Origin of the sequence: Lentzea fradiae (assembly GCF_900100955.1) — a bacterium.
Taxonomy (GTDB): Bacteria; Actinomycetota; Actinomycetes; order Mycobacteriales; family Pseudonocardiaceae; genus Lentzea; species Lentzea fradiae.
In genome coordinates, this window is record NZ_FNCC01000031.1 from 1 (window position 1) to 24179 (window position 24179).

Sequence of the window (24179 nt, forward strand, 5' to 3'; positions counted from 1 at the left end):
CAGCTTGGGCGAGGACAGGTCGTGCTCGCGGGCCAGCTCGAGCGCGGTCGCCTCACCGCTGACATAGCGACGCACGACCTCGAGCTTGAACTCGAAGGTGAACGACCGTCTGTCCGGCTTGTCCATCAGCGCTCCCGCGCTCCACAACCTCCAACGATCGTGCAAGCGTCGCACCGCCGCCGCGGACACCTCCAACCGGGTCGCGACAGCATCTCTGCCATACCCGGCCTCGAACAACGCAACAGCGGACTCCCGCTGCTGCTCAGACAACGAACTCTGTGGACGCAACGAACCACTCCCCGGAGAGTCGGAACTGGATTCCCAGTCCAACTTCCGGGGAGCGGTTCAGTGGGAGTGCCGGCCCTGCTCGATCAGTGCGGAGTTACGACCTCTGCGCGGGTCGACGCCTCATCGCCGCGCCCGTCATCACGAGCAGCGCGCCGAAGAGCGCCAGCCCGAGCACGCTCACGCCGGTGTCGGCCAGCGCGTCGGTGTTCCTGATCGCTCGCACCGCGGTCGTGCCGCTGTCCGAGCCGGAGCCGTCGGCTCCCGGACCTGCCGCTTCCGCACCGGCCGTCGGGTCCGCGACCTCGGGACCCGGTTCGACCCACACGTACTCGGGGTACTCGCGGCCGCGGACGTTGCCGAAGGGTTCACCGTCAGAGCCGAAGTCCATGAGCTTCCACGGTCCTACGACGAGCGGCTCGTAGGCTCCGACCGCCAGGTCCGGGAACGTCCAGCCCCCGTGGGCGTCGGTGGTCGTGCTCACGACGGGCTTCCCGGTCTCGGGATCCAGCAGCACGATCTTCACGTTCGGCACCGGCACCATGGTCGGCACCATGGGATCGCCGGTGACGACGAGGCCCGTGAAGGTCTGCGTCGCGCCCGGCACGACGGCACGCGCCGAGGCGTACGGCAGACCCACGCCGTCTTCCGGCCCGAAGGTGCAGCCGAGCGCGACGTAACCGTAGTCGGACGCGCCCGCGGGCATGTCCGACTCGATGTGGACGTCGAACCGGGCGCCGGCCGCGATCTCCACTCCGGGACCGGTCCTCGCCAGGTCTCCCCACGCGAGGTCGTCGTTGCCGAGGTACGGGCCGTGGGAGCTGCTGCCGCACTCCGCCTTGACCCGCAGGGACTTCGCGGAGTCGTTGGTGATCGACAAGACGACGCCGGCCTTCGAACCCGGCTCGTAGGACGGCTTGTCGAACCGCAGCGACACCTTCAGCTCATCCGACAGCGGCCGCACGAGCCGGACCAGCGCGGTGCCCTCGTCACCGGGGTTCACCACCGCGGTCTCGCCACCACCCGAAACCCATCCGGTCTCGCGGTCGGACTCGCCGTACGTGTTGTAGAGACCCGCGGGCAGGTCGGTGAACCTGATCTTGCCCGAACCGTCCGTGGTACCGGACCTGTTCACGTGCGGCTTGCCACCGCCGATTCCGGCCTTGGCGTTCGGAAGCTCCTCCCCCGCGTCCATCCGCCCGTTCATGTTGCGGTCGCCGTAGACGGTCACCGACGCGGAGCCGGTGCCCCAGGTGACGTCGGCGTGCGCCTCGGCCCTGTTGTTCTCGGACGGCTCGGCGGTGACGGTACCGACCTGCACCGCGTAGCTCAGCTTGCGCAGCTTCTCGGGGTCCGAGCCGCCGTCCCTGGGGCGGGCGGTGAGGGTGAACCGCTTGCTCTCACCGGGCCACAGCTCGATCGGGGCGGTCAGGAACCGGCGGAGCTCGTTGTAGTCGAAGGAGGGAGCCAGTTCGTTGTACGGACCCTCCCGCCAGTTGCCGCGGGCGGGCGCGGCGCCGGTGCCGATGTTCTCGACCTCGAGCGTCATCAGCACCAGGTCGGAGATGTCGTAGGACGGCTTGTCGAACGAGACGCCCACCTTCAGGTCCGGGGCGAAGACGGTCGGGTCCTCCACCTCGGGACCGGGCACGACGTCGAGGTCGACCTTGACGTCCTGCTCCCCGACGACGTCGACGAGCCGCCGGGTGCTCCCGTCAGCGAGCTTCCACCTGCCGGTGACCTGCAAGGCGATCTGTCCCTGCGGCAGGTCGTTGATCTGCCAGGAACCGGTGGAACCGCTGGTTCCGCTGTAGCCGACGATCCGGTTGTTCGCCGCGTTGACGGCGACGACCTTGGTGCCGTAGAGGACCGGGCTGCCGTTGCTCAGCACATGACCGGACAGGCTGCCACGAGTACCGGCGACGTTCGCACCGATGGTGAGACCGGGGTTCGGCGCGCCGTTGCCGGGGTCGAGGACGTTGCGCCCGTCGACGCTGAACACGCAGGCGAAGTAGACCTTGCCGGTCGGGAACTCGGCGTCGGGCACCGTGTCGGTGACGGTGAAGGTCTTCGTCTCCCCCGCGGCGACCGTGACTCCGCCGCGGTCCGGCCGCAGGTCTCCCCAGCCGTCGCCGGTGCCGTCGAGCGTCGCCGGATCGTTCTCCGGGTCGCAGACGGTGACCAGGCCGGTGATCGGCGCCGTGCCGCGGTTGTGCACCGTCACGCTCACCGAGACCCGCTCGCCCTTGGCGTACTTCTGCTTGCCGAACGAGCCACCGGAGATCCACAGCGACCGCGACAACGATGGCACGACCTGCACGGCGACCCGCGTCGTCTCTCCCTGCTTCACGGTGATGAACTGGCCGGGCTTGACGGAGAGCTCCTCACCGTTGGAGTTCCGGCCACTCCAGCTCACCTGGTACGTACCGGGCGGAACGCTGTACATCGCGAACTGGCCGCCGTTGTAGGTCGAGCCGGAGACGGGGTACTCGGGACCACCGCTCAGCCTCAGCGTCTGCCAGTCGACACCCTCACCGGGCCCGGCGACCCCGTTGCCGTCGCGGTCCTCGAACAGCACCCCGCTGACGGTGCCGGTGTTGTTGACGATCTTCGCCTCGGCTCGTGCCTGGTTGTCGGCGGGCGTCTTGTCGACGGCGCCCTCGACCCAGGCGCGCACGGTGAGCGCCGCGTTGGGGGCACCCCACTGGGCGGTACCACCGAGCCTGATCACCTTCTGCTCGCCCGGTGCCAGGTCCGGGCGGGAGATCAGGTCCTCGACACCCGTGGTCAGGTTCAGCTGGAGGGTCTCCGTGGCGAACCGGACCTGGTGCGCGGGTGCGTCCCCGTCGTTGCGGACGGTCAGCGTGATGCCGAGCGGCTCACCGATGCCGTACTCGCGGTCGAACCGGAGCGACACCTTCAGGTCCGGCGCGGCCTGCTGCGCGTCCTCCTGGGCGGTCGCCCGTTCCTGCTCGACGTTCTGCCGCTCGGCGGGAGTCTGCTCGACCGACGTGGGCGGCGTGGCCGGAGCGCTCGGGTCGGCGGACGGCGGAGCCGGGCTCTCCGGCGGAGTACTCGCCTCCGAGGAGGACGGCGGCGGTGGCTCGGTGGTGGTGGACGGCTCCACAACGTCGGACGACGGCGTGGCCGTCTCCGTCTGGGTGGGCGCGGCGCTGGACGGGTCGTCCTGCGCGTGGGCACCAATGGTCGCGGTGCCGAGCAGGAGAACCACAGCGGTGGTCAAGGCCCCAAACCTGCGCAGGGCACGGCCGACCGATCTCTCGGACAAGAAATCCCCCAAAGAATCCTGTGTAGACGGATCCGCCCGGCGTCAAGCCCCCGCACGCGCCCGCGAACCGCCGTCAAGCTACCCCAGCGATCACGCGTGTGAAAGCGCATTCACGCAGAACCACCCCGATCCCGGTGGCATGCTGGCGGCGTGACACCGGAGGACCTGGCGCACCTGCGCCGGGCACGCGACCTCATGGACCGCGAGTACGCCGCCCCGCTGGACGTACCCACGATGGCGAGGGCCGCCCTGATGTCACCGTCGCACTTCGCGCGCCAGTTCCGCGCCGCCTACGGCGAGACCCCGTACGGCTACCTGATGACTCGGCGGATCGAACGCGCCAAGGCGTTGCTGCGCCTGGGAACGAAGTCGGTCACCGAGGTCTGCGTCGAGGTCGGCTGCACCTCGCTGGGCTCGTTCTCGGCCCGCTTCACCGAACTGGTCGGCGAGACGCCGTCGGCCTACCGCGCCCGCTCGCACGAGGCTCTGGCAGGCGTGCCCGGATGCCGTCTCTCCGGCCTGACGCGACCGAGCAGATTTCGAGAAGCGCCGGGTCCGCGCCCTGCCTAGGGTCCCCTGACATGAAGCTCTCACACACGTTCCTCTTCGTCCGCGACCAGGACGAGGCGTTGAAGTTCTACCGAGACGTGATCGGCCTGGAGGTCCGCACCGACGGCCCCATCGACGACTACCGCTGGCTCACCGTCGGGCCGCCGGACCAGCCGGAAGTCGAGATCGGCCTGAACCTCACCAGCACCCCGCCCGTGCCACCGACGGACACCGAAACCCTGAACGCGTTGCTGGCCAAGGGATCGCTGCAAGGACTCATCTTCGTGGCCGACGACGTGGACGCGAAGTTCGAGCAGGTCCAAGCCGCCGGCGCCGAGGTGCTCCAGGAGCCCGTCGACCAGTTCTACGGAGTCCGCGACTGCGCGTTCCGCGACCCGTCCGGCAACATGATCCGTTTCTCCTCGCCGCGCTGAAAAACCAGTTCTCGTTCCCGCGCTCCCGTGCTTCAGTGATGACCTCTGGCGCACTCACAGACAAGGTCGATGCCATGGCAGCCCCGGACACACCGGGTGCCTTCGCCGTGCCCGGTGACAACCACGTACTTCTTCGTGCGATCACCAGGAGCATCAACGTTGACTTGGTACACCACCTTCTTCACCGATCTGGCCAACACCTTCTGGCGCGGCGCCGTGCAGCCCGCGCAGACCTCGGCTGAGGTCGACTTCGTCACCGGCCTCACCTCCGGCAGACGCGTGCTCGACGCGCCGTGCGGCAGCGGCAGGCACAGCATCGAACTGGCCTGCCGCGGCTACTCCGTCACCGGCCTGGACATCTCGTCCGAGGCAATCGCCCACGCCCGCTCGTCGGCGCCTGAGCTGGACTGGCGCCTGGGTGACGTAACCTCGCTGAGCTCGTTCGGCTTCGAAGCGGACCTGGCACTGTGCATGGGCAACAGCTTCGGCTACCTGTCCCACACCGGCTCGTTGCGTTTCCTCGCGGACATGGCCGCGGTCGCGCCCGTACTGGTGCTCGACTACGGCTGCGCGGCCGAGTCACTGCTGCCGTCGCTGCCCGGTTCCATCCGCATGACTGCGGGTGGGGTCGAGATGGTGGCCGTGAACACCTACGACGTGGCGTCGGGGCGGCTGCTGATCGACTTCACGTTCTCCGACGGGGAGCGGATACAGCGGTCGGTCTGTGAGCAGCACGTTTACACGGCCGGGGAGCTTCGCCGGATGCTGCTCGACGCCGGGTTTTCGTCGGTGTCGTTGTTCGGGGACGTCGACGGGAGTCCATTCGGCGTGGGGAGTCGCCGGTTGCTGGCGGTGGCGCGTCGGTGACGTGGCCTTGCCGCGCTGACTGAGCGTTGCTGCACCTGTTGCTGCAGATGAGGGGCTGCGAGGACCCTCGACAGGTCCTCACAGCCCCTCTGAGCTGCGAAAGCGGAGGGATTTGACCCTCACCGCGGGTCCGAAGCGGTCTTGAGAAAGTCAGATTCTGTTTACTCCCAGTAAGGTCGTTCCATGACCGATGCCCTCCAGGTGACCACCTCGGCTGCCGATCGTGACACCGCCGAACGCCTCGCGCGTTCTGCCGTAGCTGCCCGGCTGGCCGGCGCAGCGTGGGTGTCCGGGCCGGTGACGTCCTACTTCTGGCACCTCGGCGAACAGGGCGAAGGCGAAGAGTGGCAGGTGACGCTCAGGACCACGGGCGAGCGTTACCCCGAACTCGAGGCCCACCTGCTGGCCGAGCACCCGTGGGACAACCCTGAGCTGACGGCTGTGGAACTGGCTGCCGCGCCAGCGGCTTATCTGGACTGGCTGCGCAAGTCGGTCAGCCCTACGCCGTAGGCAGGAGCGCCGCCGCTTCGATTGCGCTGTCCACGGCAGGCAACGCACCGTGCGGCTTCAACCGCTGAATGACCTTGTCGATCTTCTCGGCAGTGCCCTACCCGACGGGCTGCAAGAAGCGCCCGCCACCGTGTTGGCCGGACTGCGCCAGCCACGCGCACGGCTCACGGACGAGCTGGGCTGAGGGCGTTGCTACACCAGAGGGGGTGTGACCAGCCTCAACGGCCGGTCACTCCCCCTCTGAGCTGCGGAAGCGGAGGGATTTGAACCCCCGGACGGTTGCCCGTCTCCCGCTTTCAAGGCTGCATCTGGCTGTTCCGGCTCGTTCGGGTTAGTCCGCGGTTGTCGGTGTTGCCTGGTCAGGGGTGCTGTCCCGTCCCAACCCGTCCTGGACCGTTGCTACACCCGTTGCTACACCTCGAACCGGTTGCCGTCCTGGCAGCTGTCCTGTCCTGCTGAAGTTTCGGTAGGGCGGCTTTGGCATGTCCAGTGGCCGTCTGCGCGGAGCGTTGACGGGCGCCGATCGCCGTGCCCGGCTCGGTCAGGTCTTGGATCGCGCGATCGTCCTGGAGCCTCGGCGCTGGGAACTCCCTGGCCGTCGCCGTCGGCGGCGCGCTGCCGTGGATGGACGCCGGCCGCGCCGCACGGCCGACGGGCGGAGCGAAGCGGGAGCCCGGCGTGCCGTGATGGATGGGGAGCCGGTGCCAACGTGACAGGCCCCGTGCGCGCCGCCGACGGCGGCGCGCCTTGATCCCATAGAGCCAAGTTCGGCAGTAAAGAGGACCGTTCGCTACGGTGAGCGCCTTGAGAGACACGCGAGGAGACGGTGCTTGACACGTCGCTGTAGGGCCTCTTGCGTGGCAAGGGACTACAACAAATAGGGCAATTCCGCCCCACGAGTGATGTATATCGCATCAGGGAATGTCAAGATGGAGCTATGGAGCTACACGACTTCCGGGTCACCGACCTCGTGCTGGACAAGCAGAACCCGCGTTTTGCGTCGCAGACGAGCAGTGATAGGGAGTCGGTCAATGTACTACTGGCGGAGGCGCCAGCGAAGTTGGTCGCCTTGGCGCAGGACATCGCGCGTGAGGGCGTCAACCCCACCGAACTCCCTGTTGTAGTCGAGATCGATGGTCAGAACGTCGTTATTGAGGGTAACAGGCGAGTAGCGGCATTGAAGTTGTTGAACAATCCTGACCTTGCGAACGATGAGCGGCTTCGTCGCCAGTTTCGAGAGGCCGCCAAGTCTCGCCTTTTCCCTGGCAAGGTTAAGTGCGCCGTGGCAAGCAGTCGCGCCTCTGCGCACCACTGGCTGCGACTTCGTCATACCGGAGAGAACGGCGGCGTGGGCGTTGTCCCATGGAACGCAGAGCAACAAAACAAATTTCTTCGACGCCGGGGCAGTCAAGCCGATCGAGCAATCATGCTCTGTGATGCAATAACGAAGCGATTCAGCCACGCACCAGACCTTCTATCCAAAGTTGAAAAAGTCCGTAAAGATCGTCTGACCACACTCGGACGACTAGCCGTTGATCCCGAGGTTCGTTCGGCCATTGGGTTTGACTTCAATGGCGATGACGTCGAATTTAACTACCCTGACGAATTTCTTATTCGTGCGTTCGATAAGCTGTTTTCAGACCTTGCAGGCGAACTTTCTGTCTCCGTAGTAAAGAACAAACTTCAGCGGCAAAAGTATATTGGTGAGATCGAAAGCGAACTTCCACCACGGTCCAAGCGATTGGATAAACCCGTTCGGGCTGAACGGACTCCAGCCGAACGACCCCAACCCGCAGCGAGCGAAGAGAAGACTTCCCCTGCAAGCATTGGTTCCACCCTTCCTCGAAGGAGAGAACCTCAGGAGAGGTGCATATTCCAAGGAGTTCGACTTAAGAGTTTTCACCTCCGCACAAGTGACGTGCTGAGGGAAGCTCAGAAAATCGACATAGATTCTTCTCCGAATATCGCCGCGATCATGTTGCGCGTCCTCGTTGATGTGGCTGTCACTGACGCTGCTTCGATACTCGGCTGGACGAAGAGCCAGAATGACCTGAAAGATCGAATAGGCGCCGTCCTTCGCAAGCTAGACCCGCAGAACAGCGACCCTGAACTTCATGACGCTCGTCGACATTCCGAAGGCGCCGGACTGCTGGGAATTAGATCCCTTCACGGATTCGTTCACCATTGGGCAACCCATCCGACCTCTACTGACATTCGCAAGATCAGCCTTGCATTCCGTCCAATGCTCGAAAAACTCGATGTCTATCTTGCGGAGAATAGGAAGTCGTGAGGTATCTCAGTCCTCTCAGGTATCCTGGCGGCAAAGCTCGCCTTGCTCCCTATATCGCGCGGTTGATCGCAGCCCAAGAGCCACGGCCACAAGCGTACGCAGAGCCGTTCGCAGGTGGAGCCGGTGCCGCCCTGCGCTTGTTGGTGGACGAAGAAGTGCAGCGCATCTACATAAACGACCTTAATCCTGGAATTGCCGCTTTTTGGCGTTGCGTTTTCAGTCACACTGAGGACTTTGCCCGAAAGATCGAAACCGAAGAGATCAGCATTGAGGCATGGCATCGCGCCTCTGCAACGTATGCAAGTACCGAGCCCAAGTCTGATCTCGACCTGGGTTTCGCTACCTTTTTCTTGAATCGCTGCAATCGATCAGGGATTCTGAATGCAGGCCCCATCGGCGGTCACGATCAGACTGGTCGATGGAAGATCGATGCTCGATTCAATCGCGAATCGCTCGCGCACCGGGTGCGCTACCTCGGGCAGTATCGGAAACGCGTGCGCATCTCGGAACTTGACGGGCGCGCTTTCCTGCGAAAAATCTCACGACTTGGCGACAAGATTCTCGTTTATGTCGACCCACCATACCTCGTCCAAGGTGAAGAGCTTTACCTGGATTCCCTCAATGCCAAGGATCATGCCGAACTAGCGACACTTCTCGCCAAGAGCAAGCTTCGCTGGTTCCTCACATATGATGCACATGAAAGAATAACTGAAGATCTATATTCCGGACTGCGGACCGTGGAATTTGATATTGCACACACGGCACATGTCCAGCACATCGGGAAGGAGTATGCAGTATTTGGAAAGCATCTGACTGTCCCCGATGTGGATCGGGTACTGTCCGGAAATTCCGGACGTTGGGTTTCCGCTGACTAGAGCTAACGCACTTGGACTCGCTTAGTCCTCAACTCCCACTCGCCACCTATAGCGCGTTGTAAAGATATGCCAGGTCGGTCACGATCGCTTGTGGAGTTTTGGATGCGAGAAGATCCAACTTGTCTGGTCTGTTGGCGTAGCCGATGACAGGGGTCCCGGCAGCATGAGCCGCCTGGATGTCCGTTGAGGAGTCACCTACCATCACGCTGCGCGTAGCGCTGATCTTGAAGTGCTCGCACACACGCTGGATAAGGAATGGGTTTGGCTTCAAGTGCGACGGATCGAAGTCGTCTCGCGCGGACACGCAGTCGATTCGCGCGGTGAGTTCATGAAGATGAAGATATGTCTCGACGGCTGCCGCGCTGTTGTTGCTCACGACTGCCACCATTCGGCCTGAGGTATGCCACCTTCCAATGAGGTCATGTGCGTACGGTATCGGGGTGGAGCTTGCGACAGCCTCCACCTCGTGGGCGCGCTGGCTGGCCTCGACGTATCGGGCCTCTTCGTCGCCAAGCGTTGCAGCGTAATAGAAAACGTCGAACGGGTCCTCGCTCTTCTCGACTGCTGCGGGCAGCTCGTCATGTCCACCCTCGGCGAGAACGCGGCGGAGCTGGTCGGCGACGACGTGTGCGGGCAGGCCGGCGAAGACGTCGCAGATCGGGCCGTCGAAGTCGAGCAAGAGAGCATCGGCGTTTGCCAAGATGCGTCGGACGGCATCGGGATCGTCGACTGGGACCCGTTCGGTGCTCACCGCTTGTACTCCGTGCTGATCGTGTTCCACATGCTGTCGAACCACGTGCGCGCCTGCTCGACGTACTGGCTGCCGGTGCTGGTGTCGTCGTCGGTGATCGAGTGGTGGAAGAGGATGGCGTCCTTGCCCATCAGGTCGTAGATCGCCTGGGGCTCACCGCCGAGTGAGAGCACGTGCTCACGGACCGGGTAGAAGCCGAAGAACGCTTCCTCGTTGTTGATCAGATACAGCTTGAACAGCGGGGCAGTCGGATGAACACGCACCTCCGCGGTGGCGTCCTTGACGAGCCCGAGGGCGCCCAGTTCGGTGACGTTGTCGACGATCGAGAGTGTGTGCCGACGCATGATCTCCTCGGCGCGCTTCCGGAACGCGGGGCTGTCGGCGCGCTCTTCCACCGTGACCGGAACAGACCACGGGATGCCGGGGTCCGGAATGAGGATGCGCACGTGGATCGACTCGGGCGTAAGTCGACCGATGCGGATCTTGTCGAGCGGCTCTTGCAAGATGCCGTGCAACGTCTCGCCGGAGAAGCCCGCGAAGTCGATCGTCACTCGCTCGGCCTCGAACGCGCGCTCGACGTGCGGGCGCAGTCCAACCGGGCGTTCGGTGCGCTCGCGGACGAATACGCCGCTGCCCTGTCGAGAGACGATCAGCCCTTCGTCGCGCAGTTCACGTAGAGCGTTCTGGATCGTCATCGGGGCGACTTCGTACTTCTTGGCCAGCTCGGCGCGTGAGGGCAGCTTGTCGCCGGCCTTGAAGACCTTGGTCAGGATGGCGGCCCGTAGAGCATTCGCTACCTGCACGTATGGCGGGCGCGGGTCGTCCGGGTCCAGAGCCATGTCGTCCTCTCGATCTTCGAGCCACAGAAAGGTCTCTGTGGCTGGTGCTTAGAGCATAGGACGACTTGTCTAGCTCGCCTAGGAAGCTAGCTCACCTGGGAAAACATGACTCCCCTTGACCTGGCTAGACAACCTAGCTAGCTTGTAACTTGTCTAGGTCGTACAGACGGCCTAGCAGGGCTAGGGAGGTTGCAGTCATGGCAGTTCCTTACGGCACGCGCTTCGAGGCGTCGTTCGACCAGGTCTTCCCGATGGGAGCGCTGATGGTCGGCGCAGTTGCTCCGGACATGGAGTACATGAGCAACGAGGACAAGGCGCGCGGCAAGCAGGCCAAGCAGAAGGTGGACGAGCGTACGGGTAAGCGTCAGTGGAAGGTTGTCGTCACTGACCCGTCTGCGGAGAAGGAGCGGGACGCGTCGGTGACTGTGACGCTGCTGGCGGACGTCCAGCCCGTTCCGCCGCAGGCCGTGCAGGTCATGCCGGGTGTTGAGGTCCGACCGGTTGCGTTCGAGGGGTTGACGGTCGAGCCGCGCGTGATGGGTGACCGGTTCAAGTATCAGGGCTTCACGATCCGTGCGACGGGTATCGCCGCTCCTCAGACGGGTGCGGCTCCCAAGCGGGAGAGCAAGCCGGGTCAGGCCGATCAGAAGTCGGCGGCCTGACGGTGGCGCGGCCGTCGCGTGAGGCGGTCGCCCGGTGGAACACCGCGTATGCGGAGCAGACGGCGGCCTTGTTCGCGGCGTCCCGTGTGGGCGATCGGCAGGCACTTGTTCGTCTGGCTCTGGGCTACTCCGCGGTGGCGGAGGCGTGGCGGATCCTGGCCGCTGATCTGGCGGTGCCGTTGTGGGCTCGCCACGCCTGCTCCATCGCCGCTGAGGAGTTCGAGCGTCGCGCGCGGCTTGAACAGTCCCGTTCTGGGGAGGAGTCGTGATGTTGAAGCTCATGATCTCGCCTGGTCCTGCGGCCTCGGCGGACATCGTGGCATGGCCCGACTCGGCCGAGGCGGAGCACTGTCTCCGGCTGAACCTCGATCCGGCGCAGATCGCCATCCACGTGCCGAACGGGCCTGGGGGTCGGGAGCAGTTGGCGGCGTTCCTGCGAACGCTGTCGCAGCATGCCGGCCTGTTGGCTGCGGTGCTCGACCCGGCCAAGGGCGCGGGCTGGATCGGCAACACGCCTACATCGTTGAGGGAGCAGGGCTGATGCTCGGCGAACTCGAACTGTCTGAGGCGGTGCTCGGCGAGTTCGCCGACGACGTGCCGGTTCAGTTGATGTTGGTCGCGTTGCTCGACGATCCGTGGCGGCTGTGGTCGGTGCCGACGCTGGCGGAGGCTCTTGGGCAACCGCACGTGACGGTCTACCGGCGGATGGATCGGCTGCGGCACTGCGGTGTGGTGCAGCGGGTGCCGTTCTGGCCTGAGCGGGAACGGCCGTGGCGGTACTGGGTCTCGCCGGACGGGCTGCGGTCGGCGCGGTGGCTGATCCGCGCGAACTTCGAGGTGTTGCACGAGACGGCGACTCCGCTCGGGTTCTCGGTGCGCAAGGCGCTGGGGTTCGGCTCGCTCCTGGACGCCTGCCGGTGCGCGTGTGGCCGGTGCTGCTGCGGGCTTCCGCATATCTGACCGCGTGAGGCGGTGGTGCCGGTGGGATCGCGCCTGTTGGCTCGGCTGAGGTATCGCCTGAACCTGACCGCGACGCACCCCGTGACCGGGCGGGTTCGGATGGAGTACCGGGACTGCTCGCGGTGTCCGGGCGGTGGGTGGTTCCGCAAGACGGAGAGACGGCCGCTCTGCTCGTGGTGCAGGGCGCTCGCGAAGAAGCTCGCTGAGAGCTGATCGACAACTGAACAAACCGCGTTGGTGTGTGTCGCGCGGAAACAGTCCAAGTCTTGGCGGGCCTCGACTGTCTCCGGCGACGTACACCGACTCGAACGACCGTGAAATCGTTGTGACACAAGGGGATTCGAGTCATGCATAGGGTATCTGCGCGCACCTGGGGTGCGTCAAGCCGACAGGACCGGTTCGCCTCGCTGGTGGACCGTATGCAGGCCGTCGACACCTACACGGTGATGGTCGACGGCGGGGAGCTGGTCACTCTCGAACTCACCCAGGCTCAGGCCGAGGGGTTCGAGTGCCTGACCTGCAAGCGGCTGTGCGGCAACGGGTTGAGCGCGTTCAAGCCCGTGGGGTTCATCCCGAACACGGGCATGGTGTTCCGCTGCGTCGGCTGCCTGGCGGTGGCGGCATGAGCGGAACGAGGTGGGTTGACCCGGCTCCGTTCGAGGGTTCCCGGCCGCGCTTTCCCTGGTGGATCTGGCTTCCACGGTGGGCCAAGGTCGTCGCCCTGCCGTTCGTGCTGGCGGGGCTCGCGGTGTGGCTCGGCGTGCGCCTGGTGCTCGTCGCGCTGCGGTACCCGGTCGCGGTCGGCGTGCTCGTCCTGGCGGTCGTGGCGTATCGGGAGTTCGGCCTTTCGCCGCTGGTGCTGGCGTTGCTGTCGCTGGTCGCCGGTCTGGCGATCTGGTTCGGGCTACACCGGGCGTCGTTCCTGCGGCACTGCTGGTACCGGGTGGTCACGGAGTGGCGGCGGGCAACGATCTATGTGCCGAAGTGGCGGACCGTCGTGCGCCTGGCAGACCTGGCCAAGGAACATCGCGGCAAGGAGTACCGGCCCGTGCTGCGGCGGGTGCGGGCTGAGGGCTGGCGGGACAAGGTCCGGGTTCGGATGATCCCCGCCCAGTCGCCGGAGCAGTGGGAAGCGCGGCGGGAGAACCTGGCGCACTCGTTCAACGCCCGCTCGTGCCGAGTGCGCGTGCTCAAGCCCCGGCTACTCGAACTCGACTTCATCCACGCTGACCCGCTGGCGCGACCGGTCCCCATTCCCCGGCTCGACGACTCCGAAGATGTGGACCTGAAACGGCTGGTCATCGGGGTCACCGAGACCGGTAGGCCGTGGCGGCTGAAGCTCCTGGGCTCTCAGGTCCTGGTGGTGGGCGTGCCTGGTGCGGGCAAGGGCTCGGTGCTGTGGTCGATCGTCTGGCAGCTCGCCCCGGCCATCCGCGCCGGCCTGGTCCGCCTCGTCGGCATCGACCCCAAGGGCGGCATGGAACTCGGTCAGTGCCCGGACGCCTTCGCCAAAGTCGTCTACGACAACGGACCGGACGCGGTCGAGCTGCTCGAAGAGATCGCGGCGGAGGTCAAGGCCCGTGCCTCGCGGTATCGGGGCGTTCGTCGGCTGTGGACGCGTAGTGCGGGAGAGCCGTTCACGGTCCTGGTGGTCGACGAGTTGGCGGACCTCATCGCCTATCAGCAGCACAAGCAGTTGCGGGACCGTGCTGCTCGTGCGGTGCAGACGATCAGTTCACAGGGGCGGGCTCCTGGTGTCGCGACCGTCGCCCTGGTCCAGGACCCGCGCAAGGAAGTCGTGAGCTTCCGACACCTGTTCACCACCCGCGTTGCCCTGCGCCTCGACGAGCCGATTCAGGTGGACATGGTCCTGGGCGACGGCGTCCGCCAACGGGGCGCGGCGGCTCACGAGATCAGCGAGAACACGCCCGGTGTCGCCTGGTTCAAGGAAGACGGGCAGCGCGAACCGGACCGGGCACGGGCCTTCCACGTCACGGACGCGGACCTCGTCGAGCTCGGCCTGTTCCTCGCCCCGGCGACCGTGCACGAGTTCCCGGCAAGCCACGACCGGCGGGAGGCGGCATGAGCACGAACGTCACCACGTTCCCCGGTGATGTTGCAGGCCAGACGCGTGCGGAGCGGATGAGGCAACCGGCGGCGCTCGACGTCACCAAGGCCGCTGCCGAGCAGCACGGGGTGTGCGTCCGGCCGTTCACGATGGAAGTCGAGGACCACGAGTCCTACGAAGTCCGGTACGTCGCGGTGCCGTGCGGTTCGACGGTCGAGAGTGTCTGCAAGCCCTGTGCCAGGAAGGCCAAGGCGTTGCGGATGGCTCAGTGCCGCGAGGGCTGGCACATGGAGGTGGAGCCCGACTTCACCCCGGAGCCGCCCACACAGGACCAGAAGGAGCTGCTGGAGTACCGCGCGGACCTCTTCAAGGCATACAAGGAAGTGGGCGACTCACCGGAGGCTGACGAGCTTCGAGAGGAGCTGCACAGCGTCGACGAAGAACTTCGGCAACTCGGCGTGCGTGGTCGCCTGCCCTCGCCGGACACCCCGGCCAAGCGCCCTGTGAAGCGCTCGACGAAGCGGCGACAGGACGCACCGGACCTGCCTCGGCGGCGGGTGGAGAAGCGGACGGTCGGACGGGAGTTCGCGGGAGGCTTCCGTCCCTCGATGTTCGTCACGCTCACCCTCGACACCTACGGCAAGGTGCGCGACGACGGCACGCCCGTAGACCCGGACACCTACGACTACCGCCGTGCGGCGCGGGACGCGGTCCACTTTGCAAGTCTCGTCGATCGGTGGTGGCAGAACCTGCGGCGGGTCGTCGGCTGGGACGTCCAATACTTCGCCACCGTCGAGCCACAGAAGCGGGCTGCTCCGCACCTGCACGCGGCACTCCGCGGCTCGATCCCTCATGAGGTGATCCGGCTGGTCACGGCGGCCACCTACCACCAGGTGTGGTGGCCCAACCACGACGAACGCGTCTACGTCGACCGGCTGCCGGTCTGGGACTCCAACGCCAAGGCGTTCGTCGACCCGGACACCGGACGGGCCTTGACCACCTGGGACGACGCGGAGGTCGACGAACCGGCGCACGTCGTGCGGTTCGGGCATCAGGTGCACTCCAAAGGCATCCTCGGCGGCTCCGAGGAAGCAGGACGGCACATCGGCTACCTGACCAAGTACCTCACCAAGTCCATCGGTGAGGTCGTCGAGCAGAAGACCGAACGGCAACGCCGACATGCGGACCGCCTGGCCGACGAACTGGCGGTCACGCCCTGCTCGGACCGGTGCGCGAACTGGCTGCTGTACGGCGTCCAGCCTCGCGGCGCGAACTCCCGCATGAGCCCTGGACGGTGCAAAGGACGTGCGCACCGCCGGGCCACGCTCGGACTGCCGGGGCGGCGGGTGCTCGTGTCGCGGAAGTGGTCCGGGAAGACCCTCGCTGACCACAAGGCCGACCGGAAGCGCTTCGTCCTCCAGGCGCTCAAAGCCGTGGGGATCGAGAAGCCAGAGAAGGACCCGGCGCGGCTCGTCTGGCACAAGGTCCGGCCTGGTGATCCGAACGTGCCACCACGGGCGCACCTGCTCATGCACGCCATCGCCCAACGCGTGACTTGGAAGGCCGAGTACGACCGCGCGTTGCTCGCGGCCGGACCGCCTGATCTTTCGGCAACTGCGGCCTGATCAACCAAGGGGGAAGAAATGAAGGACATGGTGTACCGCGTCGAGGAAGTCGCCCGCGCCCTTCGGGTGGGTCGGACGAAGGTGTTCGACTTGATCAGGGCCGGTGAGCTGACCTCGGTCAAGATCGGCGGGAGTCGTCGGGTTCCGGCGTCGTCCGTGCAGGAGTACCTGTCTCGGCTGATCGCGGAGGCTGCGTGATGGCCAGGGGCAAGCGGTCCAACGGTGAGGGCTCGGTCTACCAGCGCAAGGACGGGCTGTGGGTGGGTGCGGCTTACGTGCTCACCACGACCGGGCATCGGAAGCGCGTCACTGTTTCGGCAACCGAAGAGGCGGAGGCATGGAAGAAGCTTCGGAAGAAGATCGCGGACTCCGATGCCGGCATTCCCGTAGCTGCGGAGACGTGGACGGTGGAGAGCTATCTCAAGTACTGGATGTCCAACGTGGTCGCCACGAAGAGGCCCAGGACGGTCGAGGGGTACGGCGTGGTCGTGCGGCGGCACCTGGTGCCCAACCTCGGGACGAAGAAGCTTCACCGGTTGTCGGCGCAGGACGTCCGGACCTTCCTCACTCGGCTTCGGCACGACTGCCGGTGCTGTGCGGAGAAGATCGACGCCAGTCGGCCCAAGGACGCTCAGCGCTGCTGTGCCAAGGGCGAGTGCTGCAAGACGGTGCTGTCCGACCGGACCGTTCAGCAGATTCACGCGGTTCTGCGGAACGCCCTGGCGCACGCGATGCGGGAGGAGGTCATTCCGCGGAACGTCGCCAAACTCGTGCAGGTCAAGTCACCTCGGTACGACGTGAACCGGGGTCTGACCGCTGATCAGGCCAAGGCGCTTCTCAAGGCTGCGGAGAACGACCGGCTGAAGGCGCTGTACGTCCTGGCGCTCTACCTCGGGATGCGGCGCGGGGAGCTTCTGGGTCTGAGGTGGAAGGACATCGATTGGGACGGGTGGGACGAGCCCTGCGCTGAGCACACGGACGACTTCTGTGAAGACTGCGCGGAGCAGTACTCCCCCAGCTTGCACATCCGTCAGACGCTTCAGCGGGTCGGGACGAAGCTCGTGTTCGTCCCGCCGAAGACCGATCGGTCCGAGCGGGTCATGCCGCTGCCGCTCCTCGTCGCCTGGGCGCTCGTCGAGCACTGGGACCTCCAGGACGACGAAGCGGACGCGGCCGGTGACAAGTGGGAGGAGTCCGGATTGATCTTCACCACATCGACCGGCGGGCCGATCGATCCGACCTACCTGCGGGCGAGCTGGTACCCGATCCGGAAGCGCGCGGGCCTGGACGGGGTGCGCTTCCACGACATCCGGCACTCGTGCGTGACGCTGCTGCTCAGGCTCGGCGTGCCGCCGCACATCGTCCGGGACATCGTCGGCCACTCGAACATCGAAGTGACGATGATGATCTACGCGGCCGTCTCCCTTGAGGACAAGCGGGAGGCTTTGAAGCGGCTCACGGACGAGCTGGGCTGAGGGCGTTGCTACACCCGTTGCTACACCAGAGGGGGTGTGACCAGCCTCAACGGCCGGTCACACCCCCTCTGAGCTGCGGAAGCGGAGGGATTTGAACCCCCGGACGGTTGCCCGTCTCCCGCTTTCAAGGCGGGTGCATTCGGCCGCTCTGCCACGCTTCCAAGACGCCACCGGCGTCCGGCGAGAAGCCTAGCCGTTCGCGTCGCGGAGGTGTGTGATGACCCGGTCGAAGACCTTGGCCAGCACTTCGCTCTCCTCCGGGGACAGCAGGTCGACGATGTGGGCGCGGACTCCTCGCAGGTGGGTGGGGGCCGCCGCCTCCAGCTGGGCCATGCCCTTCTCGGTCAGTTCGGCGAGGACGCCGCGGCCGTCCTCGGTGCACTCGCGGCGGGTCACCAGGCCCGCCTTCTCCATGCGGGCCACCTGGTGGGAGACGCGGGACTTCGAGGAGGCCACGTCCTCGGCCAGCTGGGTCATGCGCATGCGGCGGTGCGGCTGTTCGGAGAGGCGGACCAGGATCTCGTAGTCCGCGAGGGACACGCCGTGGGTGTCCTGGAGCTCGCGGTGGAGGCGGTCCATGAGCATGGAGGACCCGCTCACGTAGGTGCGCCACGCGCGCATCTCGCCCGCGTTCAGCCAGCGCGGCTCCTTCTCGCTTGGTGTCACGGGAACAAGGCTAGACGGCCGGATGACGATCCAGTCATGCCTCTGGAAAACGGCGGCTCCGGGAGGCAGACTCCTCCGCCGTACACGCGCGTTAACCCACGACGACGCCTTCGAAAGGCTCTACACCCATGAGTTCGTTCAGACGGCTATCCGTTCTGGCGATCACCGCCGCCGCGGCCTCTGTCATCAGCGCCACCGGGCCTGCCCAGGCCGATGTCCAGTCACTGCGCGGTCAGGGCACGGTCGACGTGCGCCTGATCGGCATCAACGACCTGCACGGCAACATCGAGCCTCCCAGCGGGTCGTCGGGGCGCGTCATCCTGCCCGACGGCTCCACGGTCGACGCCGGTGGCGCCGCGTACAACGCCACGCACATCAAGAACCTCCGCAAGGAGGTCAAGAACTCCATCATCGTCGGGCAGGGCGACATGATCGGCGCTTCGCCGATCGTGTCGGCGTTGTTCCACGACGAGCCGACGATCGAGGTGCTCAACAAGGTCGGGATGGACGCGACCGCGGCGGGCAACCACGAGTTCGACGAGGGGTACCGGGAGCTGCTGCGCATGCAGCACGGTGGCTGCCACCCCGTCGACGGCTGCCAGTTCGGCAAGAAGTACAAGGGTGCCGACTTCCCGATTCTCGGGGCGAACGTCACGCACGCCAAGACGGGCCTGCCCGCTCTGCCGCCGTTCTGGGTGGAGATCCGCGACGGGATCCCGATCGGCTTCATCGGCATGCCGCTGAAGGACGTGCCGATCCTGGTCGACCCGAACGGCATCAAGGAGATCGCGTTCGGTGACGAGGTCAAGGCGGCCAACAAGTACGCCAACCTCCTCGACGCGCTCGGCGTGAAGTCGATCGTGCTGCTCGTGCACCAGGGGGACCAGGTCACCTCGACCGGTGGCGGCCCCAACGCGTGCAACATCGCCCCGGAGAACCCCGGCAGCTACATCGCGGCGAACGTCAGCCCGAAGATCGACGCGGTCTTCTCCGGCCACAGCCACCAGCACTACAACTGCGTGGTCAAGGACCCGGCCGGCAACCCGCGGCCGTTCATCGAGGGTCTCGCGTTCGGCCGTGAGCTCAGCGTCGTCGACCTGAAGATCGACCGTCGCACGCGCGACGTCATCCGCGGTGAGACGAAGGCCGAGAACAAGATCGTCACCCGCACGGTCACGCCCGACCCGGCCATCCAGGCCGTGATCGACACGGCGAAGACCAAGTCGGCCCCGATCGCCAACAAGCAGGTCGGCACGGTCAGCGCGGACATCCTGAAGCTGCAGAACGCCGCCGGCGAGTCGCAGCTCGGCAACCTGATCGCGGACTCGCAGCTCGCGGCCACCTCGGGCAACGGAGCGGTGCTCGCGCTGATGAACCCCGGCGGCGTCCGCGCGGACCTCACCTACGCCAGCTCGCCCGCGGGCGAGGGCGACGGTGTCGTCACCTACGGCGAGGCGTTCACCGTGCAGCCGTTCGGCAACATCCTGCAGACCGTGACGCTGACCGGCGCGAACATCAAGGCCGTGCTGGAGCAGCAGTTCACCGAGGCCAGGACGTTCGTGCTGCAGCCGTCCTCCGGCCTCAAGTACACGTGGTCGGCGTCCGCGCCGTTCGGTTCGCGGGTCTCGGACGTCGTGCTCAACGGCGCTCCGCTCGACCCGAACGCGAGCTACCGCGTGACGATCAACAGCTTCCTTCAGGGCGGCGGTGACGGCTTCACCGAGTTCACCAAGGGCACGGCCATCACCGGTGGCGGCATCGACCTGGACGCGTTCTCCGCCTACCTGGCGGCGCACCCGAACCAGGCTCCGCCGGCGCTGGACCGCATCACGATGACCCCCTGACCCGATCAGCTCGTGACAAGGCCATCTCGGCGGCTCCGGTCGCCGGGATGGCCTTGTCGCGTGTCCGGTTGCTCCGTTTGATCTAGGGTGAGGGCCGATGTCGTGGTTGCGTCGGCTCCTGCTGCTCGCCGGTCTGGTGACCGGCGCCTGGCTGCTGGGCGGCGCGGGCGTGGCGAACGCCGACGTCAAGGTCGAGATCGACCGGTTCGAGGTCGAGATCCCGTTGCCTGTGCTCGACGTCGGGGTGGCGGTCGAGACGGGTCTCGTGCCGCCGGAGCCGGACGTGACGGTCCCGCCGGAACCGGACCCGCGCACCGAGACGCCCGAACCACCTCCTCCTGCGCCGACACCTGCACCGCCTGTCGTCGAGGCGCCCGTGCACGTCGAGACACCGGCACCGCAGCAGGTCGCGCCACCACCGCCACCGGTCACGACGACTCACCCCGAGGAACCACAGCCACAACCGCAGGCGGAGCAGCCGATCACCGGCACGCTCCCGCAGAGCGGTGCCGGGGCGACCGCGAACAACGCCCCGCTGCCGGTGGGCACGCTGCCGCACGTCCTGCGGCCGCCCACCACCACGACGTCTCTCGTCGGCATCGATCAGCTCGACGCACCGCGCACCGTGCGCGCGGAGGAACCGACGTTCTCCCCCGACTGATCCCGTGCGCGCCGCAGCAGCACAGGGATCCGTCATCTTCACTTCCAGGGAGAACACAGTCATGCGCAAAACCCTCAACCGGACGATGTCCGCCGCCCTGCTGACCGGCGGTCTCATGGCCGCGACCGCGGGGTGGGCCCAGGCCGTGCCGGTCCCGCTCGACGTGGACGAGGAGATCCGCGTCGGCAACCTGCTGAGCGTCCCCGTCAAGGTCTGCGGGAACGCGGTCAACGTGCTCGGCACGAGCGACGCCACCTGCGAGGAGAAGCCCGCCGCACGCACTCAGGCGGACAACGTGCTGATCTCCGCGCCCGTCACGGTGTGCGGGAACTCGGTCGGCGTCGCCGGTGGCGGCACCGGCAGCTGCGGCCAGTCGAAGGCGGAGGAGCCCAACGGCACGGTCGGCGCGCCGGTGACGGTCTGCGGCACCACGGCGGCCGTGCTCGGCACCGCGAGCGGCGACTGCGGCACGACGGGCGACCCCCAGCCGGAAGAGCCGGAGCAGCCCGAGCAGCCGGAAGAGCCCGGGCAGCCGGAGGAGCCCGGGATGCCGCAGCCGGAGGTGCCCGGCGGCCAGAACCCCGGCGGCGACGGTTCCGGCGGCGGCAGCACCGGGGACGACTCGGGCGCGGGTGTCCCGCAGACCGGTGAGAAGGCGGACGAGTCGTCGCGGCAGGTGGTCGCGATCCCGGGTCTCTCGCGGACCGGCGCGGCGCCGCTCGAGTTCCTGCTGGTGGGTCTCGGCCTGATGACCGCGGGCGTGATGGCACGCCGCGGCGCCCGGCGCGCGAACAGCTGAGTCTCGTCTTCCGGACATTTCCGAATCATTTTCAAACAATTCGCCCGGTGAGCACCCGCTCACCGGGCGATTGCTGTCCGCACAGACGATCTCCGCAGGTCACCCGGTTGACTTCACCAATTCAGGTTTGCTGTCAGGTGTTGAGAAATGCGGCGATCAAGCGCATGCTCGATTACGAGCTGGCGACCGGAAGGTGAAGGAACCGGACCACCCGGGAGCCACGCCCAGAAGGGGTAGGTGGTGCTGTGCAGGTATCTCCTAGCTGTGGCGAAACGCGGTCTGCCGCATCCCCGCGAGTGGACTGGACGTGACCGGTCCGGTCGCGACTGCGTAGCGGCGGACACGGGGTTTCGGGTGCCCAGGCGCCGTCCGGCGTCGCTCGGCGCACTTCGACGCTGTTGAGCTCGGCATCGCTGACGTCTCATGGCGCCATCGGCCGAGCACCACGCCAACCTCCGTGGGCCGTAGTCGTCACTACCACATGGGAAAGCTTCGGTGCGGTGCCCAGACGTCGGGCGCCGCACCGAAGCACGTTTCGTGCTTTATCGTTTGCGGCACCCATGGGGTCCTTAACAGGAGGATTGCGGTGCAGTTCAACGAAGGCGCGGAACTCGATCTCTCTCAGGTTTCGGACCAGCGTGGCGTGGGAGGCCGCGCCGCCGGAGTCGGCGGCGGTCTCGGCGTGGTCGGCCTGATCATCTACTTCCTGGTGCAGCAGTTCACCGGGGTCAGCCTGCCCGCGGGCGGCCTGGAGGGCCTCGGCTCGAACACCCAGGTCGAGTCCGGCCAGCTGGCCGAGAAGTGCAAGACCGGAGCCGACGCGAACCGCGACAGCGACTGCCGCGTCGTGGCCACGATCAACTCGATCCAAGCCTTCTGGCAGGACCAGTTCGCCCGCTCCGGCAACACCTACCAGGTCACCAAGACCAACTTCTTCCGCAACAGCGTGAGCACCCGCTGCGGCAACGCGTCCTCCGCCGTGGGCCCGTTCTACTGCCCCGCGGACGCCCAGGTGTACATCGACCTCGACTTCTTCAACGAGCTGCGCACCAAGTTCGGCGCCACCGGCGGCCCGTTCGTGGAGGCGTACGTCCTGGCCCACGAGTACGGCCACCACGTCCAGAACCTGCTGGGCACGTCCGACCGGGTCAGCTCCCGCACCGGCCCCACCTCCGACTCGGTGCGCCTGGAGCTGCAGGCCGACTGCTACGCGGGCGCCTGGGCCAAGGCCGCGACGACGACCCCGTCGGCCAACGGCCAGCCGCTGATCACCGACATCACCCAGGAGGACGTCGCGGCGGCCCTGGACGCGGCGGCGCGCATCGGCGACGACTTCATCCAGCGCGAGCTCGGCGGCGGCCAGGTCGACACGACCAAGTTCAGCCACGGCAGCTCGGCGCAGCGGCAGAAGTGGTTCACGACTGGTCTCCAGACGGGCGACCCGGCCCGCTGCAACACCTTCGACACGAACAACCTGGGCTGAGGCCCACACCAGCCTGACCTGTGGCGAGAGGGCCGGTTCTCCGCACTGCGGAGGCCCGGCCCTTCCGCTGAGCGCCGAAAACTGTCAGACCTGCCTGGGAGAATAAAAGCAGGGGTCCCCTGGGAGGGGACCCCTGCGTCAGCTCGGGGCACGGGCGGCGGGATGGACCTGGCGGGGGACAGACGCGGGGCAAAGCGAACCCGGCCCACCGAACGTGCCGGGAGCCGGCCCCGATCGCTCGCGACGAAGTCGCGGAGCCAACCACCCGCGTCCGACGACGCGGGTGACGCGAACGCCACCCGCGTCCAGGCCACGAACGACCTACGAGACAGCCGCGTGCGAGTGAACGTGAGCGGCAGACTTCATCAGCGTCGCCGACTTGCGGACGTCGGCCCGCTTGGAGCGCGGCGGCACGCCGTTGACGTCCTCGGTGGAGACGCCGTACGAGGCGGTCACAAAGGCGATGGCCCCGGCGTTGCGGCCCAACGCGACCCGGTCGATGTTGCCGAGGTTGTCGCACGCGGAGTGGTAGCACGGGTCGTAGGCGATGCCCGCCGTGCCGCCCCACTTCGCCGCCTGGGCCTCGGTCTTCACACCTTCGGCGCCGGTGAAGAGGCCACCTGCCGGGATGCCCTGCTCGATGAACTCGCCGTAGTCCGAGCGGCCGGAGAAGTCGGTGCCCTCGGTCGGGACGCCCTTCGACGCGAAGTAGTCGGCGAACGCCTTTTCGATCTGGGCCGAGCCGTACGGGCCGGGGCCCGCTCCGACGCCGTCGGAGTTGTCGCCGTCGTAGATGAAGTACGCGGCGTTCGGGGAGCCGACCATGTCGAAGTTCAGGTACAGGGCGATGTCGAGCTGCTGTTCGAACGTCAGCGAGCGGACGTACTCGGTCGAGCCGATCAGGCCGCGCTCTTCGGCGCCCCACCACGCGAAGCGGATCGCGTTGTCGATCTTCGGCTGGGAGCCGAGCTGGAGCGCGGTCTCCAGGAGGGCGGCGGAGCCGGAGCCGTTGTCGTTGATGCCGGCGCCCAGTTCGACGCTGTCGAGGTGCGAGCCGGCCATGACGACGTTGTTCGTGCGGCCCGTGCGGGTCTGCGCGATGACGTTGCGCTGGGTGCGGGTCTCGGTGTGGAAGCGCATGTCGACGGTGATCGCGGAGCCCGCCTTGGTGGCGAGGGTGGTGCCGTCGGCCTGCGAGACGCCGCCGGTCGGGACGACGCCGGGGTTGGTCAGCGTCACGTTGGTCA

24 protein-coding genes and 1 tRNA gene are annotated in these 24179 nt (G+C 66.6%); 18 read left to right on the top strand and 7 right to left on the bottom strand.

Annotation, left to right across the window (positions count from 1 at the left end):
* Both BLT23_RS42370 and BLT23_RS39040 read right to left on the bottom strand, forming a co-directional pair.
* Positions 1 to 126: transposase (locus tag BLT23_RS42370; protein WP_143036206.1), on the bottom strand; the 126-nt coding region annotated here is incomplete at its 3' end.
* Between the two features lie 256 nt (positions 127 to 382).
* Positions 383 to 3529: a carboxypeptidase-like regulatory domain-containing protein gene (locus BLT23_RS39040; RefSeq protein ID WP_143036207.1), complete on the bottom strand. Its 3147-nt coding sequence runs from the start codon at positions 3527 to 3529 to the stop codon at positions 383 to 385.
* A gap of 195 nt (positions 3530 to 3724) precedes the next feature.
* On the opposite strand from BLT23_RS39040, the gene BLT23_RS39045 reads away from it, so the two are divergent.
* The 6 genes from BLT23_RS39045 (at position 3725) to BLT23_RS39065 (ending at position 9099) form a co-directional block, all read left to right on the top strand.
* Complete coding sequence (locus BLT23_RS39045; RefSeq protein WP_176947156.1) at positions 3725 to 4144, top strand: helix-turn-helix transcriptional regulator; 420 nt, start codon at positions 3725 to 3727, stop codon at positions 4142 to 4144.
* Positions 4145 to 4155: 11 nt separating this feature from the next.
* Entirely contained in the window at positions 4156 to 4557 is a 402-nt protein-coding gene (locus BLT23_RS39050) for a VOC family protein (RefSeq protein WP_245744595.1), read from the top strand.
* A 159-nt stretch (positions 4558 to 4716) separates the two neighbouring features.
* Entirely contained in the window at positions 4717 to 5424 is a 708-nt protein-coding gene (locus tag BLT23_RS39055; protein WP_245744596.1) for a class I SAM-dependent methyltransferase, read from the top strand.
* 183 nt (positions 5425 to 5607) lie between these two features.
* On the top strand, positions 5608 to 5934 hold the full coding sequence (gene cutA / locus BLT23_RS39060; RefSeq protein ID WP_090060358.1) for a divalent-cation tolerance protein CutA: 327 nt from the start codon (positions 5608 to 5610) through the stop codon (positions 5932 to 5934).
* Positions 5935 to 6871: 937 nt separating this feature from the next.
* The gene (locus BLT23_RS40400) at positions 6872 to 8224 is read left to right on the top strand and encodes a hypothetical protein (RefSeq protein WP_143036208.1); all 1353 of its coding nucleotides are present in this window, start codon (positions 6872 to 6874) and stop codon (positions 8222 to 8224) included.
* Complete coding sequence (locus tag BLT23_RS39065; protein WP_090060360.1) at positions 8221 to 9099, top strand: DNA adenine methylase; 879 nt, start codon at positions 8221 to 8223, stop codon at positions 9097 to 9099. Before BLT23_RS40400 ends, BLT23_RS39065 begins: the two co-directional genes overlap by 4 nt.
* Before the next feature lie 46 nt (positions 9100 to 9145).
* Here the strand turns inward: BLT23_RS39065 and BLT23_RS39070 are convergent, their stop codons facing one another.
* A complete protein-coding gene (locus tag BLT23_RS39070; RefSeq protein ID WP_090060362.1) occupies positions 9146 to 9850 on the bottom strand; it encodes an HAD family hydrolase in 705 nt (234 codons plus the stop codon).
* Positions 9847 to 10689: a GntR family transcriptional regulator gene (locus BLT23_RS39075; protein ID WP_176947157.1), complete on the bottom strand. Its 843-nt coding sequence runs from the start codon at positions 10687 to 10689 to the stop codon at positions 9847 to 9849. The genes BLT23_RS39070 and BLT23_RS39075 overlap by 4 nt, the downstream gene beginning before the upstream one ends.
* 197 nt (positions 10690 to 10886) lie before the next feature.
* Between BLT23_RS39075 and BLT23_RS39080 the strand changes: the two genes are divergently transcribed.
* From BLT23_RS39080 to BLT23_RS39120, 8 genes are all read left to right on the top strand, one after another.
* Entirely contained in the window at positions 10887 to 11351 is a 465-nt protein-coding gene (locus BLT23_RS39080; protein WP_090060364.1) for a hypothetical protein, read from the top strand.
* Between the two features lie 268 nt (positions 11352 to 11619).
* Positions 11620 to 11892: a hypothetical protein gene (locus tag BLT23_RS39090; RefSeq protein WP_090060367.1), complete on the top strand. Its 273-nt coding sequence runs from the start codon at positions 11620 to 11622 to the stop codon at positions 11890 to 11892.
* Complete coding sequence (locus tag BLT23_RS39095; RefSeq protein ID WP_090060369.1) at positions 11892 to 12311, top strand: helix-turn-helix domain-containing protein; 420 nt, start codon at positions 11892 to 11894, stop codon at positions 12309 to 12311. Before BLT23_RS39090 ends, BLT23_RS39095 begins: the two co-directional genes overlap by 1 nt.
* A gap of 419 nt (positions 12312 to 12730) precedes the next feature.
* Positions 12731 to 12937 (top strand): hypothetical protein, encoded by a 207-nt coding sequence (locus BLT23_RS39100; RefSeq protein WP_090060371.1) that lies wholly within the window; start codon positions 12731 to 12733, stop codon positions 12935 to 12937.
* Entirely contained in the window at positions 12934 to 14397 is a 1464-nt protein-coding gene (locus BLT23_RS39105) for an FtsK/SpoIIIE domain-containing protein (RefSeq protein ID WP_090060373.1), read from the top strand. The genes BLT23_RS39100 and BLT23_RS39105 overlap by 4 nt, the downstream gene beginning before the upstream one ends.
* Positions 14394 to 16004: a replication initiator gene (locus BLT23_RS39110; protein WP_090060375.1), complete on the top strand. Its 1611-nt coding sequence runs from the start codon at positions 14394 to 14396 to the stop codon at positions 16002 to 16004. The genes BLT23_RS39105 and BLT23_RS39110 overlap by 4 nt, the downstream gene beginning before the upstream one ends.
* 18 nt (positions 16005 to 16022) lie before the next feature.
* Positions 16023 to 16202: a helix-turn-helix domain-containing protein gene (locus BLT23_RS39115; protein WP_090060377.1), complete on the top strand. Its 180-nt coding sequence runs from the start codon at positions 16023 to 16025 to the stop codon at positions 16200 to 16202.
* Positions 16202 to 17479: a tyrosine-type recombinase/integrase gene (locus tag BLT23_RS39120; RefSeq protein ID WP_090060379.1), complete on the top strand. Its 1278-nt coding sequence runs from the start codon at positions 16202 to 16204 to the stop codon at positions 17477 to 17479. Before BLT23_RS39115 ends, BLT23_RS39120 begins: the two co-directional genes overlap by 1 nt.
* Before the next feature lie 76 nt (positions 17480 to 17555).
* Here the strand turns inward: BLT23_RS39120 and BLT23_RS39125 are convergent.
* Positions 17556 to 17640, bottom strand: a tRNA-Ser gene (locus BLT23_RS39125).
* A 28-nt stretch (positions 17641 to 17668) separates the two neighbouring features.
* The gene (locus BLT23_RS39130) at positions 17669 to 18100 is read right to left on the bottom strand and encodes a MarR family winged helix-turn-helix transcriptional regulator (RefSeq protein WP_090060388.1); all 432 of its coding nucleotides are present in this window, start codon (positions 18098 to 18100) and stop codon (positions 17669 to 17671) included.
* 173 nt (positions 18101 to 18273) lie between these two features.
* Here BLT23_RS39130 and BLT23_RS39135 point away from each other — a divergent pair, with 173 nt between their 5' ends.
* The 4 genes from BLT23_RS39135 (at position 18274) to ypfJ (ending at position 22932) form a co-directional block, all read left to right on the top strand.
* On the top strand, positions 18274 to 19989 hold the full coding sequence (locus BLT23_RS39135) for a bifunctional metallophosphatase/5'-nucleotidase (protein ID WP_090059372.1): 1716 nt from the start codon (positions 18274 to 18276) through the stop codon (positions 19987 to 19989).
* A 97-nt stretch (positions 19990 to 20086) separates the two neighbouring features.
* Entirely contained in the window at positions 20087 to 20650 is a 564-nt protein-coding gene (locus tag BLT23_RS39140; protein WP_090059374.1) for a hypothetical protein, read from the top strand.
* Positions 20651 to 20711: 61 nt separating this feature from the next.
* A complete protein-coding gene (locus tag BLT23_RS39145) occupies positions 20712 to 21449 on the top strand; it encodes a hypothetical protein (protein WP_090059377.1) in 738 nt (245 codons plus the stop codon).
* A gap of 586 nt (positions 21450 to 22035) precedes the next feature.
* Positions 22036 to 22932 carry a KPN_02809 family neutral zinc metallopeptidase gene (gene ypfJ / locus BLT23_RS39150; protein WP_090059380.1) on the top strand — a complete coding sequence of 299 codons (897 nt, stop codon included), beginning with the start codon at positions 22036 to 22038 and terminating at the stop codon, positions 22930 to 22932.
* A gap of 321 nt (positions 22933 to 23253) precedes the next feature.
* Here the strand turns inward: ypfJ and BLT23_RS39155 are convergent.
* Positions 23254 to 24179: M28 family metallopeptidase (locus BLT23_RS39155; RefSeq protein ID WP_143036209.1), on the bottom strand; the 926-nt coding region annotated here is incomplete at its 5' end.

Excerpts from the sequence above, each read along its gene's own strand:
- BLT23_RS39050 (WP_245744595.1), top strand. The coding sequence starts at position 4,156 with ATGAAGCTCTCACACACGTTCCTCTTCGTCCGCGACCAGGACGAGGCG.
- cutA (WP_090060358.1), top strand. The coding sequence starts at position 5,608 with ATGACCGATGCCCTCCAGGTGACCACCTCGGCTGCCGATCGTGACACC.
- BLT23_RS40400 (WP_143036208.1), top strand. The coding sequence starts at position 6,872 with ATGGAGCTACACGACTTCCGGGTCACCGACCTCGTGCTGGACAAGCAG.
- BLT23_RS39075 (WP_176947157.1), bottom strand. The coding sequence starts at position 10,689 with ATGGCTCTGGACCCGGACGACCCGCGCCCGCCATACGTGCAGGTAGCG.
- BLT23_RS39080 (WP_090060364.1), top strand. The coding sequence starts at position 10,887 with ATGGCAGTTCCTTACGGCACGCGCTTCGAGGCGTCGTTCGACCAGGTC.
- BLT23_RS39090 (WP_090060367.1), top strand. The coding sequence starts at position 11,620 with ATGTTGAAGCTCATGATCTCGCCTGGTCCTGCGGCCTCGGCGGACATC.
- BLT23_RS39095 (WP_090060369.1), top strand. The coding sequence starts at position 11,892 with ATGCTCGGCGAACTCGAACTGTCTGAGGCGGTGCTCGGCGAGTTCGCC.
- BLT23_RS39100 (WP_090060371.1), top strand. The coding sequence starts at position 12,731 with ATGCAGGCCGTCGACACCTACACGGTGATGGTCGACGGCGGGGAGCTG.
- BLT23_RS39105 (WP_090060373.1), top strand. The coding sequence starts at position 12,934 with ATGAGCGGAACGAGGTGGGTTGACCCGGCTCCGTTCGAGGGTTCCCGG.
- BLT23_RS39110 (WP_090060375.1), top strand. The coding sequence starts at position 14,394 with ATGAGCACGAACGTCACCACGTTCCCCGGTGATGTTGCAGGCCAGACG.
- BLT23_RS39115 (WP_090060377.1), top strand. The coding sequence starts at position 16,023 with ATGAAGGACATGGTGTACCGCGTCGAGGAAGTCGCCCGCGCCCTTCGG.
- BLT23_RS39120 (WP_090060379.1), top strand. The coding sequence starts at position 16,202 with ATGGCCAGGGGCAAGCGGTCCAACGGTGAGGGCTCGGTCTACCAGCGC.
- BLT23_RS39130 (WP_090060388.1), bottom strand. The coding sequence starts at position 18,100 with ATGCGCGCGTGGCGCACCTACGTGAGCGGGTCCTCCATGCTCATGGAC.
- BLT23_RS39135 (WP_090059372.1), top strand. The coding sequence starts at position 18,274 with ATGAGTTCGTTCAGACGGCTATCCGTTCTGGCGATCACCGCCGCCGCG.
- BLT23_RS39140 (WP_090059374.1), top strand. The coding sequence starts at position 20,087 with ATGTCGTGGTTGCGTCGGCTCCTGCTGCTCGCCGGTCTGGTGACCGGC.
- BLT23_RS39145 (WP_090059377.1), top strand. The coding sequence starts at position 20,712 with ATGCGCAAAACCCTCAACCGGACGATGTCCGCCGCCCTGCTGACCGGC.